12 protein-coding genes and 1 pseudogene are annotated in these 17,719 nt (G+C 66.8%); 6 read left to right on the top strand and 7 right to left on the bottom strand.

The window, feature by feature from the left end; translation table 11 throughout:
- Positions 1-82 precede the first annotated feature (82 nt).
- Positions 83-1,537 (top strand): annotated as a pseudogene (locus tag NV1_RS45755) (DHA2 family efflux MFS transporter permease subunit); the annotation flags it as partial.
- Positions 1,538-1,663: 126 nt separating this feature from the next.
- Positions 1,664-2,455 (top strand): MSCRAMM family protein, encoded by a 792-nt coding sequence (locus NV1_RS45750; RefSeq protein WP_245713801.1) that lies wholly within the window; start codon positions 1,664-1,666, stop codon positions 2,453-2,455.
- 21 nt (positions 2,456-2,476) lie between these two features.
- Here the strand turns inward: NV1_RS45750 and NV1_RS19405 are convergent, their stop codons facing one another.
- Entirely contained in the window at positions 2,477-4,225 is a 1,749-nt protein-coding gene (locus NV1_RS19405) for a molybdopterin-dependent oxidoreductase (protein ID WP_084525526.1), read from the bottom strand.
- Between the two features lie 228 nt (positions 4,226-4,453).
- Between NV1_RS19405 and NV1_RS19400 the strand changes: the two genes are divergently transcribed.
- The 3 genes from NV1_RS19400 to NV1_RS19390 all read left to right on the top strand — a co-directional run bounded on the left by NV1_RS19400 (position 4,454) and on the right by NV1_RS19390 (position 9,365).
- Entirely contained in the window at positions 4,454-5,650 is a 1,197-nt protein-coding gene (locus NV1_RS19400; protein ID WP_245713799.1) for a S1C family serine protease, read from the top strand.
- Between the two features lie 635 nt (positions 5,651-6,285).
- Positions 6,286-7,326 carry an ATP-grasp domain-containing protein gene (locus NV1_RS19395; protein ID WP_373864632.1) on the top strand — a complete coding sequence of 347 codons (1,041 nt, stop codon included), beginning with the start codon at positions 6,286-6,288 and terminating at the stop codon, positions 7,324-7,326.
- Positions 7,327-7,364: 38 nt separating this feature from the next.
- On the top strand, positions 7,365-9,365 hold the full coding sequence (locus NV1_RS19390; RefSeq protein ID WP_067893294.1) for a hypothetical protein: 2,001 nt from the start codon (positions 7,365-7,367) through the stop codon (positions 9,363-9,365).
- 103 nt (positions 9,366-9,468) lie between these two features.
- Here NV1_RS19390 and NV1_RS19385 read toward each other — a convergent pair whose 3' ends face one another.
- The 4 genes from NV1_RS19385 to NV1_RS19370 all read right to left on the bottom strand — a co-directional run bounded on the left by NV1_RS19385 (position 9,469) and on the right by NV1_RS19370 (position 14,749).
- Positions 9,469-11,301: an AMP-dependent synthetase/ligase gene (locus NV1_RS19385; RefSeq protein ID WP_067893200.1), complete on the bottom strand. Its 1,833-nt coding sequence runs from the start codon at positions 11,299-11,301 to the stop codon at positions 9,469-9,471.
- A 123-nt stretch (positions 11,302-11,424) separates the two neighbouring features.
- Positions 11,425-12,333, bottom strand: coding sequence for an alpha/beta hydrolase (locus NV1_RS19380; protein WP_067893198.1), 909 nt, complete (start codon positions 12,331-12,333; stop codon positions 11,425-11,427).
- Positions 12,334-12,353: 20 nt separating this feature from the next.
- On the bottom strand, positions 12,354-13,184 hold the full coding sequence (locus tag NV1_RS19375) for an SDR family NAD(P)-dependent oxidoreductase (protein ID WP_067893196.1): 831 nt from the start codon (positions 13,182-13,184) through the stop codon (positions 12,354-12,356).
- Positions 13,181-14,749 (bottom strand): flavin-containing monooxygenase, encoded by a 1,569-nt coding sequence (locus NV1_RS19370; RefSeq protein ID WP_067893194.1) that lies wholly within the window; start codon positions 14,747-14,749, stop codon positions 13,181-13,183. The genes NV1_RS19375 and NV1_RS19370 overlap by 4 nt, the downstream gene beginning before the upstream one ends.
- A 60-nt stretch (positions 14,750-14,809) precedes the next feature.
- Here NV1_RS19370 and NV1_RS19365 point away from each other — a divergent pair, with 60 nt between their 5' ends.
- Positions 14,810-15,442: a TetR/AcrR family transcriptional regulator gene (locus NV1_RS19365; protein ID WP_067893192.1), complete on the top strand. Its 633-nt coding sequence runs from the start codon at positions 14,810-14,812 to the stop codon at positions 15,440-15,442.
- Between the two features lie 46 nt (positions 15,443-15,488).
- Here NV1_RS19365 and NV1_RS19360 read toward each other — a convergent pair whose 3' ends face one another.
- The gene (locus NV1_RS19360; protein WP_067893190.1) at positions 15,489-17,054 is read right to left on the bottom strand and encodes an MFS transporter; all 1,566 of its coding nucleotides are present in this window, start codon (positions 17,052-17,054) and stop codon (positions 15,489-15,491) included.
- Between the two features lie 57 nt (positions 17,055-17,111).
- Positions 17,112-17,621 carry an MTB12 C-terminal domain-containing protein gene (locus NV1_RS19355; RefSeq protein ID WP_067893188.1) on the bottom strand — a complete coding sequence of 170 codons (510 nt, stop codon included), beginning with the start codon at positions 17,619-17,621 and terminating at the stop codon, positions 17,112-17,114.
- Positions 17,622-17,719 lie beyond the last annotated feature (98 nt).

The raw sequence follows: 17,719 nt of genomic DNA, 5'->3' as shown, positions 1-17,719 counted from the left end.
CCCCACGATGCGCGAGATTCCCCCTATGTCGTACCGATCGTTCACCCGCGATCGCTGCCCGCTCGATAGGACACAGACACCCATGACCACCCGACACAATCCCTGGCTCGCGCTGTATGCGCTGGTCGTGGGCTTCTTCATGATTCTGCTGGATATGACCATCGTCGCGGTGGCCAATCCGACCATCATGCACGACCTGAACACCGATATGACCAAGGTCATCTGGGTGACCAGCGCGTACCTGCTCACCTACGCGGTACCGCTGTTGGTGACCGGCCGGCTCGGAGATCGGTTCGGCCCCAAGAACATGTACCTGATCGGCCTGGTGGTCTTCACCCTCGCCTCGCTGTGGTGCGGCCTGTCCGGCAGCATCGAGATGCTGATCGCCGCCCGCGCGGTGCAGGGGCTGGGCGCGGCGCTGATGACCCCGCAGACGATGGCCGTGATCACCCGTACGTTCGCGCCGAACAAGCGTGGCGCGGCCATGGGTCTGTGGGGCGGCGTCGCCGGACTGGCGACCCTGGTCGGCCCGATCCTGGGCGGTGTCCTGGTCGACCAGCTGGGCTGGAACTGGATCTTCTACATCAATCTCCCGATCGGGGTCGTCGCCTTCGTCCTGGCACTGTGGCTGGTACCCGCCCTGGAGACGCACGAGCACCGGTTCGACTTCGTCGGCGTGGCCCTGTCGGGTATCGGAATGTTCTTGCTGGTCTTCGGTATTCAGGAGGGCAACGCGCACAACTGGAACGCCTGGATCTGGACCATGATCATCGCCGGTGTCGTGGTGCTGGGTCTGTTCGTGATCAACCAGGCGCGCAATACCGGTGAACCGCTGGTGCCGATGAGCCTGTTCCGCGACCGGAACTTCGCGTTGTCGAGTGTGGCGATCGCCGCGATGGGCGCGGCGATCACGGCTCTGATGGTGCCCGCCTACTTCTATCTCGAAGCGGTGCGCGAGTTTTCGCCGACCAGGGCGGCCCTGGTCTTCGCGCCGATGGCGATCGTCACCGGTATCACCGCGCCGATCATCGGCAAGATCTCCGACCGGATGCCGCCGCGGATCATCCCGACGATCGGATTCGCTCTGTTCGCGGCGTCGATCTTCGGATTCGCGACGCTGATGAAACCGGACAGCTCGATGCCGTTGTTCATCGTGATCGGCGGCGTCGCCGGTCTGTCCAACTCCTGCATCTGGGCGCCGCTGGCCTCGACCGCGACCCATGACCTCCCGATGGAGCTGGCCGGCGCCGGCGCCGGCGTGTACAACACGACCCGGCAGATCGGTTCCGTCCTGGGCAGTGCGGTGATCGCCGCCCTGGTGTCCAACCGTTTGGCGGCCCAGCACCTCGGTGACGGCAAATTCTCCGAGGGCTCGGCCGCGACGAAGCTCCCGGATTTCATCGTGCACCCGTTCAGCACCGCGCTGAGCCAGGCAATGTACCTCCCGGCCACCATCCTGCTCGTCGGCGTCGTCGCCTCGGCCCTGTTCGTCAGCAACAAGCGCAACACGGCCGCCCGCGGTGCCGCCGACGCCGAAGGGACCGCGGCGCTGCCGATCGACGAGGCACCCGCCGCCGCCACGACGACACGGTTCACCCCGGTCGATCGGACCGGCGCCGGCCAGCTCGCGGCCCCGGCCGACGGAGGCGAAAAACCGCTGTCGGTGCGTGTACACCGGGAGGACGGGCGGCCGGTGTCGGGTGCGGCGCTCACGCTGATCGATCAACACGGACATCAGGTCGCCCGTGGCGCCGGTGACTACGGGATCTACCGCATCGCGGCCCCGAGTGCCGGGCAGTACGTACTGATCGCCTCGGCGAGCGGGCATCAGCCTGCCGCGGTCGCGGTCACCGCCGGCGACCGCGACGCCCTGTGGGAGTTGACCCTGAGCGGAAACGGCGAGCTGTCGGGCGTGGTCACCGCCGGTGGCGGGCAGCCGCTGGCCGGAGTCACGATCACGCTGACCGATACCCGCGGCGAGGTCGTCACCGCCGGGGTGACCGGCGACGACGGCGCCTATGCCTGCCAGGGCACGATCGCGGGGACATATACCCTGGTCGCGGTGGCCGAGGGCCGGCAGCCGCACGCCACGACCCTCCGCGTTCCGGAGTCGGGCACGCTGCGCTACGACATCGAGCTGGCGTCGATGGCAGTACTCAGCGGCCGGGCCTGGTCGGATTCGGACGTGGTCGCCGATGCGCAGGTGTCGGTTCTGGATTCGACGGGCCGGGTGGTGAGCTCGGTGTTCACCGATACCGAGGGCAATTACCGCATCCCGGATCTGCCCGCGGGCGACTACACCGTGGTGGCGCGTGGATATCCGCAGGTCAGCAGTCAGGTGTGGATCAACGGAGCGAACCTCACCCACGATGTGAACCTCGGCTACGAGATCACACCCAGCGCGCGGCCCGCCGAATACAGCAGCGTCGGCTCCGACCAGGTGGACCGGCCGTGAGCCGGGCTGCCAGGGTGTGCATCATCCCGCCCGAACGGTGATCGACGGGTAGCCGGTGGCACCGTCCGGGACGACATCCCGGACTTCGGAGGTCTGCACCTGGCCGGTGCCGTCGGTGGCGCGGGCGCGGATGGTGTGCGTGCCGGAGGTCGGGGTCCAGTCGTAGACCCACTGTCGCCAGGTGTCGACGCTGGGTTCGGCGGCCAGGCGTGCGGATTGCCAAGGGCCGTCGTCGATCTGGACCTCGACCGTGTTGATGCCGCGGTGCTGGGCCCAGGCGACGCCCGCGACCGCTACCCGGCCGCGACCCACCGATGCGCCGTCCTTCGGGGTATCGATGCGGGTGCCGGTTTTGATCGGGCCGCGCTCGGACCAGCCTCGTTCGGTCCAATACGCGCGAGCCCGATCGAATCTCGTGATCTCGATATCGGTTACCCATTTGGTCGCCGAGACGTAGCCGTACAAGCCGGGAACAACGAGTCGCACCGGATAGCCGTGTTCGATGGGCAGCGGTTCGCCGTTCATTCCGATGGCCAGCATGGCGTCGCGGCCATCGATGAGGGTGGCCAGCGGACTGCCCGCGGTGAATCCGTCCACACTGCGGGAGAGCACCATATCGGCGTCCGGATGGGGTCCGGCCTCGGCGAGCAGATCGGCCAGGGAGTAGCCGAGCCATCGGGCGTTACCGATCAGATCCCCACCCACCGGATTCGAGACGCAGGTCAACGTCACCAGTCGTTCGATCGGACGGCGCGCCTTCAAATCGTTGTAGTCGAGCCGGATTTCGCGTTCCACCATGCCGTGCACGCGTAACGTCCAGGACTCGGTGCTGACCTGCGGGACGGTGAGCGCGGTATCGATCCGGTAGAAGTCGCGGTCGGAGGTGAGAAACGGGGTCAGGCCGGGGATGCGCAGATCGGCCGCGGGATCGATCGGCGGCTGGGGCGTGGGCGCGACCGGCAGTTGCACGGTGGCACGCTCGGCCGAGACGCTGTGCAGTTTGGATCCGATGAACCGGCCCGCCACCCCGGCGGCCACCGCGATCGCCCCGACACCGGCGAGCGCGCGGATCAGGCCGCGCCGGTCGATCTCGGCGCCGGAGCCGGAAGTCGTCGCACCGTAGGTAACTGCCGCATCCGAAGCGATCTCGCCCTTCCGATCCGCCGCACCGGAATCCGCTGCCCCGGAGCCGGTTTCGGCCGGAACATGGCCGGAAACCTCTGCGGCCGAACCACTCTCGACCGCGACCTTGGATTCGTACGCCTCGACCCGCCGAATCAGCCCGCGCAGCACCACGATCGCCAGACCGACCCCGATCACCGAGGGCAGCACCCACGGCCAGGACGCGCCCGGCCTTGTCACCGCGATACCAGCCGTGACCAGCCCGAAGATTGCGAACAACACGGAACCGACCGGGCGACGCGATTGTTCGACGCGGCCGGCGAAGGCCGCCACGATGACCGCGACGGCCACCATCAGAATGAACAGCACCAGTTTGTCGTTGGTGCCGACGATGCCGATCACCCATTCCCGCACGCGGTCGGGGGTGTGGTCCACCACGGTTCCGCCCAGTGCGGTCAGTGGCGCACTGCCCGATCCGATCAGGGCCGCCACCAGCTCCGCCGCCCCGAGGGCGAATCCCGCGGTGAGGATGCCGGCGGCCGTGCGCAATCCCGATCCGGCCGAGTCGGGATCGGTCCGGGGGCGGGTGTCGCCGCGCCGTGTCGTGCCGGTGCTCGACGAGGTCCCGCGCGTACCCGAGGAGGTCATAGCGTGAGCGTACTGCCGGTGCGGGTCCCCATGACCGGCCGAGAAGGCCGGAATCCGGACCGTCACGGATTCGTCAGAAATGCGGCACGAGAAATACGGCACGCGATCCGTCGTCGGGGCAGTGCGGATATGGCAACGCTCACTGTGGCGGTTCCACGGCATCCCCCCAGCCCACTCTCAGGAACGGCGCGCTTAATTGACGCAGAGGTTCCTGACCAAAAGGACGTGATGACCGTGTATCCGAATCAGGGGAGCAGGCCCGGGCAGCCGGGCCCGTACGGAGCACCTTACGGACCGCATGCCCCACAGGGTGACCGTCCACCCCGCCACGGGCTGGGCTTCACCGTCGTGGCCGCGATCGTACTGGTTCTGGCGGTGACCATCGGCATGGTCGCGGCGCGATCGACCATGAACGGCGCGGGCACGCGATCGCCGTTGGCGCAATCGCCGGGCATCGTGTCGCAGCCGATCGATTCACAGACCAGCACCGCGGACCTCACCGCCGCGGCGAACAAGGTCGTCCCTGGAATCGTCAACATCGACACCCAACTGGGCCTGCAGAACGGTGCGGGCGCGGGCACCGGAATCGTGCTCACCTCCGACGGTGAGATCCTGACCAACAACCACGTCGTGGAGGGCGCCACCAAGATCTCGGTCACCGACCTGGGGAACGGCAGAACCTATCCCGCGACGGTGGTCGGCTACGACCGTTCCGACGATCTCGCGGTAGTTCGGTTGTCGGGAGCATCGGGCCTGCGGACCGCGCCGCTGGGCGATTCGGATCGGGTGGCGGTCGGCGACGCCATCGTCGGCCTCGGCAATGCGGGCGGCACCGGCAGCCCGACCGCGTCGGCCGGGCAGGTCACCGGGCTGGACCGTTCGATCACCGCGAGCGACGAGGCCGCGGGGGCCTCGGAGAAGCTGACCGGACTCATCCAGGTCGCGGCGAATATCCAGCCGGGCGATTCGGGTGGTCCGCTGATCAACAGTGCGGGACAGGTCGTCGGCGTGGACACCGCCGCCTCACAGGGCTTCCGCTTGGGCACCGTGAGCGGGCAAGGCGGCGGGCAGGGCTTCGCCATTCCGATCAACAAGGCATTGACCATCGCCAAGCAGATTCGAGCCGGTAAGGGCTCGAGCACCGTGCACATCGGGCAGTCCGCCTTCCTCGGCGTCTCGGTGAGCGATACCGACGGCGGTGCGCTGGTCCGCAATATCGTCGCCGGCGGCCCCGCCGAGGAATTGGGTCTGGCGCCCGGCGACGTGATCACCGGCGTCGACAACACCGCGGTCGGCTCCGCCCTGGAACTCACCGACGCCATGGATCAACATCACCCCGGCGATACGGTCACCCTGAAGTTCACCGACCAGGACGGGCAGGCCCGGTCCGCCCAGACGAAACTCGCCCAGGGCCCGGTCGGGTAACCGAATCTCCTGCTCGCGTCGCCGGACCGGCACCGCCCAGGGCGGTGCCGGTCTTTCCGCATTCCGACAGTGGGATATGCCCCGACCGAAATCCGTTCTGCTGCCGACATTTTCACGGCGTGGTAGTGTCCCGCCCGCGCATCCGATCGCACCACGTTTTCGGGATCGGACGAACCGCTTCCGTTTGACAGGGCACCTTGCTGGGTACTCGCAGACAATGACGGCGAAACGGGTCCGGTCCAATACCCAACGCCCGGAAGCCGTTTCGATCATGCAGCCGCCGGATACCGGTATCGACGAGGATATCGGGACACTCCGTCAGCGGCAAGAGATACGGATAGCGCGTAGCACACCGATCGCACCGCGATATCCGCGATGACGGCCCCCGAATCGACATGCTGGATCCTGGGGTCGAGAGGAGACCGGTCTTGTCGACTTCAACACGGGAATCGGAGATCCGTAACCCGGACAAAGGTTATGTCGCCCTGCTGGGCTGGAGTTTGAGCGCCGTCGAAGCGGTGGATCGTTTCGACAGGCGCTATGTCGTGGTGGCCCCGGAGTGGGCAGAGGAATACTGCACCGAACACCAGATTCCTTATATCTGCTGGAATTTCGAGCGACTCAACGATCGCTCGATGGAGATCGCCGAGACGCTGAAGAACAGGGGCGTCGACGTCGCCATTCCGATCTTCGAGGAGACCGTGGAATGGGCCGGGGCGATCAACTCGGTACTGCTGGAGAACCCTCGCCTGCTGGGGCAGGCGATGCTGTTGCGCGACAAGTCGCTGATGAAGCGCCGCGCACAGCTCGGCGGTATTCGCGTCGGGATCTTCGAGGAAGCCCACGAGCGCGACGACGTCATCCGCTTCCTCAAACGAGTCAATCAGACCCTGCTCAAACTCGACGGCGATCCCAACGACCCGATCCACCTCAAGGCCTTCGACAAGGCGGGCTGCCTGGGACATCGCGTCATCCGCACACCCGACGAGATCGATTCGATACCCGACGAGGAATTTCCGGTCCTGATGGAATCACATCTGGACGGTTGGGAATTCGCCGTCGAGGCGTGGATCCACGACGGCAAGATCTGTTTCCTGAACATCTCCGAATACGTGACTCTCGGGTATTCGGTGTTCGTTCCGGCCACGCCGGAGCTGGAGCGGTATCGACCGGAGATCACCCGGCAGATCGAGAAGTTGATCAAGACGTTCGATATCGAATTCGGCTTCGTGCATCCCGAATACTTCGTCACCAGCGACGGCGAGATGTACTTCGGCGAGGTCGCCTACCGGCCACCGGGTTTCAAGGTGTTCGAACTACTCGAGCGATGCTACGGGTTCAATGCGTACCACGCGCTGGTGCTGGCGTTCGATCCGAAGACGACCGCCGAGGAGATCGAGGCCTTCTTCCCGAAGGAGGTGGTGGACGCGAAAGGGCATGCGGGATGCTTCGGAGTTTATCCGCGGCGGCGCGTGGTCAGTCGCCTGGCCATACCCGAGGAAACCGAGGACCACGACTACTTCGATTCGCACGAGCTCACCCCGCCCCTGGAAGAAATGGTGACCAAACGCACCGCGTTCGGAAACCATTGGGGCGTACTGTACTTCTTCGGAGAGGACCCGTACACTCTCCGAAATCTGTTGAAGCGGCAGGAAGAACTCGACTTCTACATTTGAATCCGTTCGACCGCAACGGCTCACGGGAGGACCGGAAATTGAGTCCACTCAGCAGCGACAGCACGGCGTTGGGCAAACGCCTTGCCGCGCTGGACGATGCCACCGGATCCCTCGCGGCCGCCGCCGAATTCGGTAAGCAGGTCAAGCTGACGAGGGTTCTGGGCACACTACGGCGGGTGCTGCCCCTCCCCGGCGGCTGCGCGGCGGTGCGGGCACGCGCGGCCGGGCTCGAAGCGGCCGGACTGTTCCTCGGGACGGACTGGGCGACACCGGAGATCCTGATTCCGGCCCTGAGCACGGGTTCACTGCGCAGCCCCAACCCCGATACCATGGTGCTCGAGACGGTCAGCGATCTGCGTCTGCTGGCCGTCGCCAAGGGCGAGTACGCGCATCCCTCGGTATCGGCCGAAGCAGCCCACGACCACCTTTCGCAGGTGCTGGCGACCAATCTGTCCCTGTTGTTCACTCCGCCCTCGGAGGCGGAGCGCGAACAGCAGGGCCGCATGGCTCTGGCCTCCCGGGAACTGCTGCGCCACCTGGTTCAGGAGATCGGGTACGAGAAGGTGCTCGAGAATCTGATCGACGAGATCTGGCGCATCCTGCGCCAGCGCCCCATTCAGGTCGATTCGGTCAAGCGGATGATCACCCAGATCGCCGTGGCGCGAGCCAATCCCGATATCGATCTGGGCGCCGGCGCGCTCGGCGCGGACAGACTGATCAGCAGTCTCTACGGCACCACCGACACATGCCGGGAGGATCCCGGCGTCGAGGTCTACCGCGCCCGGCTCGAAGCGATGGACGACGCCGCGTTGCAGTCCGAGGCAACGGGTTTCGCGCGGTCCATGCACGACACCGGATTGGTCTCGCCATATCACGCGACGCTGCTGCGCCATCTGCTCGGCAGGGGTGAATATCTGCTCGCCGAGGCGATGGGCCTGTCCAGCACCGGGCGTGACTGTCTGCTCTGCTACCACGAGCTCGTCCGCACCCTCATCGAGCGGGCCGTGCACCCCGAAACGGCCCAGTGCGTCTACGGTCTCGCATCGCTGCTCGAACGCGGCATCCTGTACCAACCGCCGGTCGCACCCGCGATGTGGCGGCAGCTCGGGCTGGAGTTGTCGGCCGACTCGCGCGCCCGGTTGACCCAGGTGTTCGGCCCCTCCCCCGACGCGGGGGCCTGGCTGCTCTCGGGTGTGTTGTCCATCCTGGGCCTGCCGCTGGGCGTCGGGCAGGGCGACAACCCCACGTGCCAATCGGCGCGCGCACTATCGATGTGGGCCTACAACGATCCCGACTATCTGTTGCAGACCGTGGCCTGGGCAGCGCGTGACGACGAGGTCGTCATGCATTTCGAAGGGCAGGCCATCTCCTCACGGGAGCTCGCGCCGGGGGGCGCGACCACGCTGACCGTCGACCTGGACCCGGTATCACTGCTGGTGGTACCGCATCTCGACCGGATCTACGCGGAGATGGGGCGGCGCTGCATCGGCCGCGAGGGCGATCCACACCGCTGGATCAATCCGGAATTCCACGGCTGGTGGTCCGGACGCGGATTCCGGATCAACGTCGACGTGGCCACCGGCGCGCTGACCGACCTGGACGAGTTCCTGCGGCACTTCTACGCCGGCTATCACCCGTTCTACAACGGCAACCAGCCGCTGATCCACCCGCAGCCCGCCGGTATCGCCGTCACCGACAGTGCGGCCAGGTTCGTGGGCTGGCATGCGATCACCATCCTGCGGGTCAGCCTCGACCCTCAGGACCGGATGCGGGTCTACTTCTACAACCCCAACAACGACAGCGGGCAGGACTGGGGTGACGGCGTGGTCGTCGGCACGTCCGGGCACGGCGAGCGCCCCGGTGAAGCCTCCCTGCCCTTCGAACAGTTCGCCTCACGCCTGTACATCTTCCATTTCGACCCGCTCGAGCCCGGTGAATCGGCCTCGGTGGCCCCCGATGAACTCGAGCGCGTGACCGGATACATCCACCGCAGCTGGGGCGCGGACCGTCTGGGATCCAGCGCGGACACCGAAGGCTGAACGGCCGCAGGACAAATCACGACGCCACGATTCGGCACGGACGGCCCAACCGCAGTACGCGGTTGGGCCGTCCGTCGCCGAATTCATTGTCCCGCGGCAGGACTCAGCCGTAGATGGCCTCCACGTCGGCGGCGTGGTTTTTCATCACGACCGCGCGCTTGAGCGACATCTTGGGCGTCAGCTCCCCGCCCTCTTCGGTCCAGTCGACCGGCAGGATGCGGATCTTCTTGATGGCCTCGGCGTGGGAGACCAGTTTGTTGGTGTCGGCGACGGCGGCGTCGATCTCCGCGACGAGGTCCGGGTTCTCGATCAGCTTCTCGATCGGGGTGTCCGCCGGGAGGTTGTGGCGGTCCTTCCAGCCGGGCAGCGCCTCCGCGTCCAGGGTGATCAGCGCGCCGATGAAGGGTTTGCCGTCACCGACCACCATGACCTGGCTGATCAGCGGGTTCGAGCGCAGCGAATCCTCGAGCAGGGCCGGGGAGACGTTCTTGCCGCCCGCGGTGACCAGGATTTCCTTCTTGCGGCCGGTGATCGTGATGAAACCGTCCGCATCGATCGCACCCAGGTCGCCGGTCTTGAACCAGCCGTCGGCGAAGGCGTCCTCGGTGGCCGCGTCGTTACCCCAATAGCCGGAGAATACGACCGGGCCGCGCACCAGCAGTTCGCCGTCATCGGCCACCTTGGCGCCGTGGCCGGGCAGCGGACGGCCAACCGTTCCGACGCGGGTGTACTGGGGCGTGTTCACCGTAATGGCCGCGGTGGTCTCGGTCAGGCCGTAACCCTCGCGAATGTTGACGCCCGCCCCGCGGAAGAAATGTCCGAGCCGGGCGCTGAGCGGGCCGCCGCCGGAGACCGCGGACTCGCATCGACCGCCCATCGCCTCGCGCAGCTTGCCGTACACCAGTTTGTCGAAGATCGTGTGCTTCAGCTTCAGCACGAGACCGGGCTTGCCGTTGTCCAGGGCCTGACTGTAGGCGATGGCGGTATCGGCCGCAGCGTCGAAGATCGCGCCCTTGCCGCCGTCGTGTGCCTTCTGCTTCGCGCCGTTGAACACCTTCTCGAATACGCGCGGCACCGAGAGGATGAAATCGGGCTTGTACCGGCCGAACTGCTCGACCAGGGTGGACCAGTCGGCGGTGTGCGCGACGGTGACACCCGCGTCGAACGCGGCCAGCGCCACCGCCCGCGCGAAGACGTGGGCCAATGGCAGGAACAGCAGCGAGCGCTTGCCCGGCCGCAGATCGTGCGGCATGACCGCACGGTCCGCGGCCGATTCGGCATAGAGATTCGCGTGCGAGAGCATGACGCCCTTGGGACGCCCGGTGGTGCCCGAGGTATAGATCAGGGTCGCCGGGGAGGCGGCCTTGACCTGAGCGCGTCGCTCGTGCACGACAGCATCGTCGAGATCCGCACCCCGACGAGTGAATTCCTCGACCGCGCCGTATCCATTGGGCGTGAGCGGGGGCGCTGACCCGCTCACACCGCCGCTCAGCAGCAGCGTCTCCTGCAATTCCGGCAGCGCCGACTCGATCTCGCCGATCATCGCGCGCTGCTTGGGCGTCTCGACGACCAGCAGCTTGGTCGCCGAATCCTGCAGGATCCACTTGGCCTGCTCGGCCGAGGAGCTGTCGAAGATCGCGACGGTGCAACCGCCCGCGGCCCAGATGGCGAAATCGACGACGACCCAGTCGTACTGGGTGGAAGCCAGGATCGCGACGCGGTCGCCGAGTTCGATGCCGGTGGCGATCAGCCCTTTCGCCACACCGGTGACGGTCTGCGCGAACTGCTTGGCAGTCACATCGGTCCAGCCGCCCTTACCGTCCGGCCTGTTGAACACCACCAGGCCGGGCGTGCGCTCGGCATGCCGGAAGACGCCGTCGGAAACGTTGACGTCTTCGGGGATGGTGTAGGTAGCCGGGACTTCGAACTCTCGCATCGGTGCCCTTCCACGTGGTTTACTCACCAGTAATTTACGCTAGCCGACCCAGCGGCCGACGCGGGACCGCCACAGTGGCCGCGACCGGGCCGTCTCCCGGCGCCGGATCGTCCGCACATCATCCTATGGTCGGGTTTGCGCAGGTTGCAGCGATTCACCGAGGAAATCGGCGAGCTCGCGCATCGCGACCGCCGCCGGGGCGACCAGCGAGGCCTGAAGCTGGGCCACGTGCCACAGACCGTGCGTCACCGAGAACCGCGTCGGCACGGCGGCCTCGCGTAACGCCGCCACCAGACGCAGGCACTGGGTGTACAGCATCTCGCCCTCGTCCGCCTGGACGTAGATCGGCGGCAGTCCGCTCAGCTCACCCAGCAGCGGTGCGTAGCCGGGATCCAGAGCGTCACCGTCACCGAGATAGGCTGCGGCGCAGGCCCGCGACCAGGGCCGGCTGACCACCAGATCCCGCTGCCGCGGCGCGTATTCGTTCGGATCGGACCACGGCGCGATCAAACCCAGTGCGGCGGGCCGGATTTCGTGCCGGTCGATCAGACGGCGGGCCAGCGCCAACGACAGCCCGCCGCCAGCCGAATCACCTGCTACCGCAAGGCTTTCCGGACGCAAGCCGGTGGACAGCAGCGCCAGGTAGGCGGCCTCGGCGTCGTCGAGGGCGGCCGGATACGGATGTTCGGGAGCGAGCCGGTAATCCAGCAGATACACCGGACGCCCGAGTTCGCGGGCCAGATGCGCGGCCAGCGAGCGGTGCGTGGCGATCGAACCGATGGTGTAGCCGCCGCCGTGCAGATACAGCAGCGCACCCGCACCGGCGTCCGAACCGGAGCCGATCCGCTCGGCCGGGCGAGCGCCCAGGCGCATCCGGTGCACCCGGGTGCCCGGTGGAAGCACCTGCAGCGCCGAACCGGCGTCCAGCAGTGCGCGCTGCACGACCCACGGCAGGCGGGCGTGCATCGCGTATCGGAACATCGGGTGCAGGACCGCGCGGGCGATCGGCAGCGGCAGCGAAACAGCGGGCATGGCGGGAACTCTCATACCGATCAGGGCAGGAACCGCCGGTTCACCAGATTGGCGATCCGTTGGTAATACGAGCCGGTGGTCCGCACGAACAGGTCCAAAGCCTTCGCCTCCCAGCCGATCAGCACCCGGCCGTGGCCCTTGGCCACGCCCTCGGTGATGGTCTGCGCGGCCATCTCCGGGGTGTGCAGTGCCAACTGCTTGTCGAAGAACGAGGCGAACTGTTGGGCGTCGATCCCCTCGGCGTAGGTGGCGTTGCGCGCCACGGCGGTCTTGATGCCGCCGGGGTGCACGCAGGTGACCTTGACCGGCTGCTTGCGCGCCATCATCTCCTGGCGCAGCGATTCGGTGAAGCCGCGCACCGCGAATTTGGCCGCGTTGTAAGCGCTTTGGCCGGGGATGGCGATGAGCCCGAACAGACTGGACACGTTGATCACGTGCCCCGCGCCGGATTCGATCAGATGCGGCAGAAATGCCTTGGTGCCGTTGACGACTCCCCAGAAGTCGACATCCATGATCCGCTCGATGTCCTTGAACTGCGAGTCGATCACCTCGCCGTGGAAGGCGATGCCGGCGTTGTTGTAGATCTGATGGATGACGCCGTAGTGCTTCTTCACCTCGTCGGCGTAGAGCAGTACGGCCTCGCGCTCGGCGACGTTCAGCCGATCGGACTTGACCTGTGCGCCCAATGCCTCACAGCGCCGGACGGTTTCGGCCAGCCCATCGGTATCGATGTCGGAGAGAGCGAGTTTCGCGCCGCGGCGGGCCAGATTCTCCGCCAGTGCGCGCCCGATCCCCGATCCGGCGCCGGTGATCACACAGACCTTGCCGGTGAAGTACGCGTCGTTGCTCACTTGCCTGTCACCACTTTCGCTTCGGGGCGCGCCTGCGCCCCGGATGTGTCGGAATCGGCCGCGGCGCTGGTCCGATACGCCGCGACGTCGAACATTTCCAGCAGCCTACGGAATCGGAACGTGAAATCCGGCCACAGCGTGGTGTTGTTGCCGTGCTTGTCCAGATACCAGCTCGCGCAGCCGCCGGTGCTCCACACGCTGCCGGCCAGCTTGTCCTGCAAAGCGCTGTTGAAGGTGTCCTGGGTGTCCTTGCGCACCTCGACGGTGCGCAAACCCGCGCGGTCGAAGGTGGCGACCGCGTCGGCGATGTAGTTGATCTGCGATTCGATCATGTACACCATCGAGGTGTGCCCCAGGCCGACGTTCGGGCCGAGCAGGAAGAACATGTTCGGGAAGTTGGCGATCGCCGAACCCTTGTACGCCTGCTGACCGCCCTCCTCGAAGACCTCGGTCAGGGTGCGCCCGTCGCGACCCGAAATCGTCTCGTACACAGGTGAATCGGTGACGTGGAAGCCGGTGGCCACGATAATGGCGTCGACCTCGCGCTCGGCGCCGTCCTTGGTCACGATCGAGCCGGGACGAATCTCGGCGATGCCGTCGGTGACCACGTCGACGTTGTCGCGGACCAGCGCCGGGTAGTAGTCGTTGGAGATCAGCATGCGCTTGCAGCCGATGCGGAAATTCGGGGTGACCTTCTTGCGCAATTCGCGATCGCGCACCTCGTAGCGCAGCTTGGCGCGGGCGATGGCCTCCAGCGCCAGCATCGCGGGCGGGAATTTGGCCAGGCCGACGACCTGCGTCTCGCGGGCGGCGTAGATGGCCGCGCGGGACAACTTCTGTACGCCCGGAACGTATTTGAAGGCCAGCCGCTCCGGCAGCGTGTACGGCCGGTCCATGCGCGGCAGCAGCCACGGCGCGGTGCGCTGATACAGATCCAGGTGCGCCACCTTCGGCGCGATCGAGGGCACGATCTGAATCGCCGAAGCGCCCGTGCCGATCACCGCGACTCGCTTACCCGCCAGCTCCGCATCGTGATCCCAGCGCGCGGAGTGGAAGATCTGCCCGTCGAAGGTGTTGATGCCCTTGATATCCGGCAGATTCGGCTCGCACAGCGCGCCGACCGCGGAGATCAGAATGTCGGCGGTGAACTCGCCCCGGCTGGTCTGCACCTCCCAGCGGGCCTCGGCATCGTTCCAGCGCGCACCGGTCATCTCGCAGTCGAACAGGTGCTTGTCGCGCACGCCGTACCGCTCGGCAACGCCCCTGATGTAGCGCTGGATCTCCGGCTGCTTGGAGAACGACCGCGACCACTCCGGATTGAGCGCGAAGGAGTACGAGTACAGCTGCGAGGGCACATCGCATGCCGCGCCGGGATAGGTGTTGTCCCGCCAGGTGCCGCCGACGTCGCCGCCGCGCTCGAGCACCAGATAATCCCGCACGCCCTGCCGACTGAGCCGGATGGCCATGCCCAGCCCGGAGAAGCCACTGCCGACGATCAGGACGTGCACGTGGCGGGCCGGCTCCCCCTGATCACCGACACCACTGTCTGTAACCTTGCGACTCATGTATCCGAGCGTAAGGGCTTATTGAGCCGGAGTCAACAGTATTGACTCACGTTCAGTAAGATGGTCGCCGTGACGGGAAGAACTGCGGGCAGGAACGGTAAGCGGGTGCGCCTGAGCCCCGACGAACGCCGTCGTCAGCTGATCACCCTGGGCACCCGGATGCTGCGCGAACGCGCGCTGGAGGATATTTCGATCGGCGAGGTCGCCGAGCAGGCCGGGATCTCCCGCGGCCTGCTGTTCCACTACTTCTCCTCCAAACAGGAATTCCAGCTGGCGATCGTGGCCAACGCGAATGCCGAGCTGCTTGCCCGCACCGAACCGGACCGCCGCCTCGAGCTGGGCGATATGCTGCGCGACGCGGTGCGCCGCTACGTGGAGTACGTCAGCGAGAACCGCACCTCCTATCTGGCCCTGCTGCGGCGTCCCGCCGGTACCGAACTCATGGCCCTGGTCGATGCGACCCGCGGCGCGCAGGCCGACCGCATCATGGCCGAGATCCCGCTGCCCTCGGACCATCCGGACCGGCCCCGGCTGGAATTGGCCGTGCGCGGGTGGATCGCCTTCGTCGAGGAGGTCACGCTGAGCTGGCTCACCGCGGAGACGGTCACCCGCGAGCAGTTGATCGACATGCTCGTCGAATCACTGCCCGGCCTGGCCGCCGATCCGACGCTGATCGCTTTGCTGCGCAACTGAATCCGCGCTTTCCGGCTCGCCGGACACGGCCGGAATTCCGGAGCCGTCAGGTGTCGTATTCGTATCCCGCGCGATCGAAACGAGGCAGCGAGATCGCGGTCAGCACCGCGGCGAGGAGCATCATGACGGCCGAAACCAGCAGCGCCACATCGAGTCCGCGATGGAACGCCGCGTAGGTGGCGGTGATGACCTTGTCGACGATGGGCCCGTAGGCCGCCGAGGCGGCCTGATCACCGCCCGCGGGGACGTTACCGGTCTCGATCGCGTCGATCACGATGGCCTGGAAGTTCGCCGGAATCTGCAACTGATTCAGCCGAGAGGTCAAGTCGGAGTTGAGGAACGAGTTGACCAGCGATCCGAGGGCCGCGACGCCGACGACCGCGCCGACCTGGCGCACGGTGTTGGTGGCCGCGGCCGCCATGCCCGAATGTTCGGCGGGGACACCGGACAGCACCGCCGAGGTCAGCGGCACTACCGCGACGCCGAAACCTATCCCGGCGAGCATCAGCGCCAGCGCCAGCGGGGTGAAATGTACGGTGCCGCCGAGGAGTTCACGGGTCAGCAGAATTCCCGCACCACCGAGTACGCAACCCGCGATCATCGGCGTGCGCGAACCGCGCGAGGCCACCCAGAAGCCGGAGATCAGCGAGCCGCCGATGATGGCCACCGCCATCGGCGCGAAGACGGCCGCGATCCGCCAGCCCGAATAATTCACCACCTCCTGCAGATACAGCGCGGTGAAGAAGAAGATCGAGAAGATGCCGAAATACACCGCGAACGCGACGATCAGCGCGCTGCGCACCAAAGGCCTTCGCAGATAGGCGAAGTCGAACATCGGATTGCGAGCCCTGGCCTCCGCCACCAGGAACCCCACGCCGGCGATGCCGCCCACGGCGAACAGCGTGATCACCGAGGCGGCGCTGTAGCCGATCTGTTCACCGGAGATGGCCGCGTAGATCACACACGCGAGAAATGTCGCGCCCAGGACGAATCCGGGCAGATCGACCGGACCCGGCCGCGGATCCGAGCTCTCGGGGACGTAGCGCGACGCGGCGACCAGCACCACCGCACCGATGATCAGGTTGAACCAGAACACCGATCGCCAGCCGAACGCGCCGATCAGCAGACCGCCCACGACGGGTCCGGCGGCCAGCGCCAGCCCCGAGACCGCCGCCCACGCCCCCAGCGCCTTTGCCCGCGCGCTGCGCTCGGGATAAATGTGCCGGATCACCGACAGCGTCCCGGGCTCGGAGGCAGCCGCGCCCAGGCCCATCACCCCGCGCCCGGCGATCAGCACCGCGACCGACCCGGCCAGCGCCGAAATCACCGATCCCGCACAGAAGATCACCAATCCGGCGATCATCACGCGTTTGCGGCCCCAGCGGTCGCCCAGCGAACCCGCGGTCAGCATCAGGCTCGCGAATACCAGGGTGTAGGCGTTGACCACCCACTGCAGCGATACCACCCCGGCGTGCACATCGGATTGGATATTGCCGAGGGTGACGCTGACGATCGTGGTGTCCAGGAACGTCACGAACAGCACGGCGGTCACGACGGTGAGCGCGACCCGCGGCCGCTCGGCGCCGCCCCGCGCGGGTACTCGCGATATCATGTTGTGCCACAACGATTTCGATGCCCTCGTGCGGGAGATGTGCGAGACATGTCCGGCTCAGGACGTCGGCGCGGGTGGCTGCGTGGGGCTCGGCGCGGCACAGGCCGGCGGCGGGTTGCCCTCGAGGGTCAGCAGGGCGCAGAACGTCGCCGCGGTGACCTTCCAGGCGCCCTCGATCCGGACCGCCGTCCCGGACTGCCCGGCCAGCGCGGGTTTGCCGTTGAACAGGATGGTGAAGGTGACATCGGCGTGGTCGGTGCCCGAACTGGCCACATTGGACACCGTCGCGGTGGTGCTCTTGGCCATCGAGGAATCGGCCTGGGCCTTGATGGTGGCCGCGAAGGCCTGGCCGTTCTCCAGCAGTGCGATCTTCTGGTCGGCGGGGGTCGCCCCGTCGAAGAAGCGCTGGTAGGTGGCGGTGACAGCCTGGGTAACGGTGGGTGGGCGACTGCTACTGGTGGCCGGACCGCCGGATTTGCCGCCCGATCCAGCACAGGCGGCGGTGCTCAGCAGTGCGGCCAGCGCACAGGCGGTGAGTGTGCGCGCGACGATCGTCCGATTGAACATGCCTGCGCCTCCCTCGGGTGGCTGCTTGATCAACCCACCTGAGATTACTCGCCGGATTCGACCGATGGGCCCGGATCGGCACGCGGAACCGCGGCCAC

This window comes from Nocardia vaccinii NBRC 15922 (assembly GCF_001613305.1).
Taxonomy (GTDB): Bacteria; Actinomycetota; Actinomycetes; order Mycobacteriales; family Mycobacteriaceae; genus Nocardia; species Nocardia vaccinii.
Note: the sequence above shows the minus strand (reverse complement) of the source record. Positions and strands in the feature narration are given on the sequence as shown.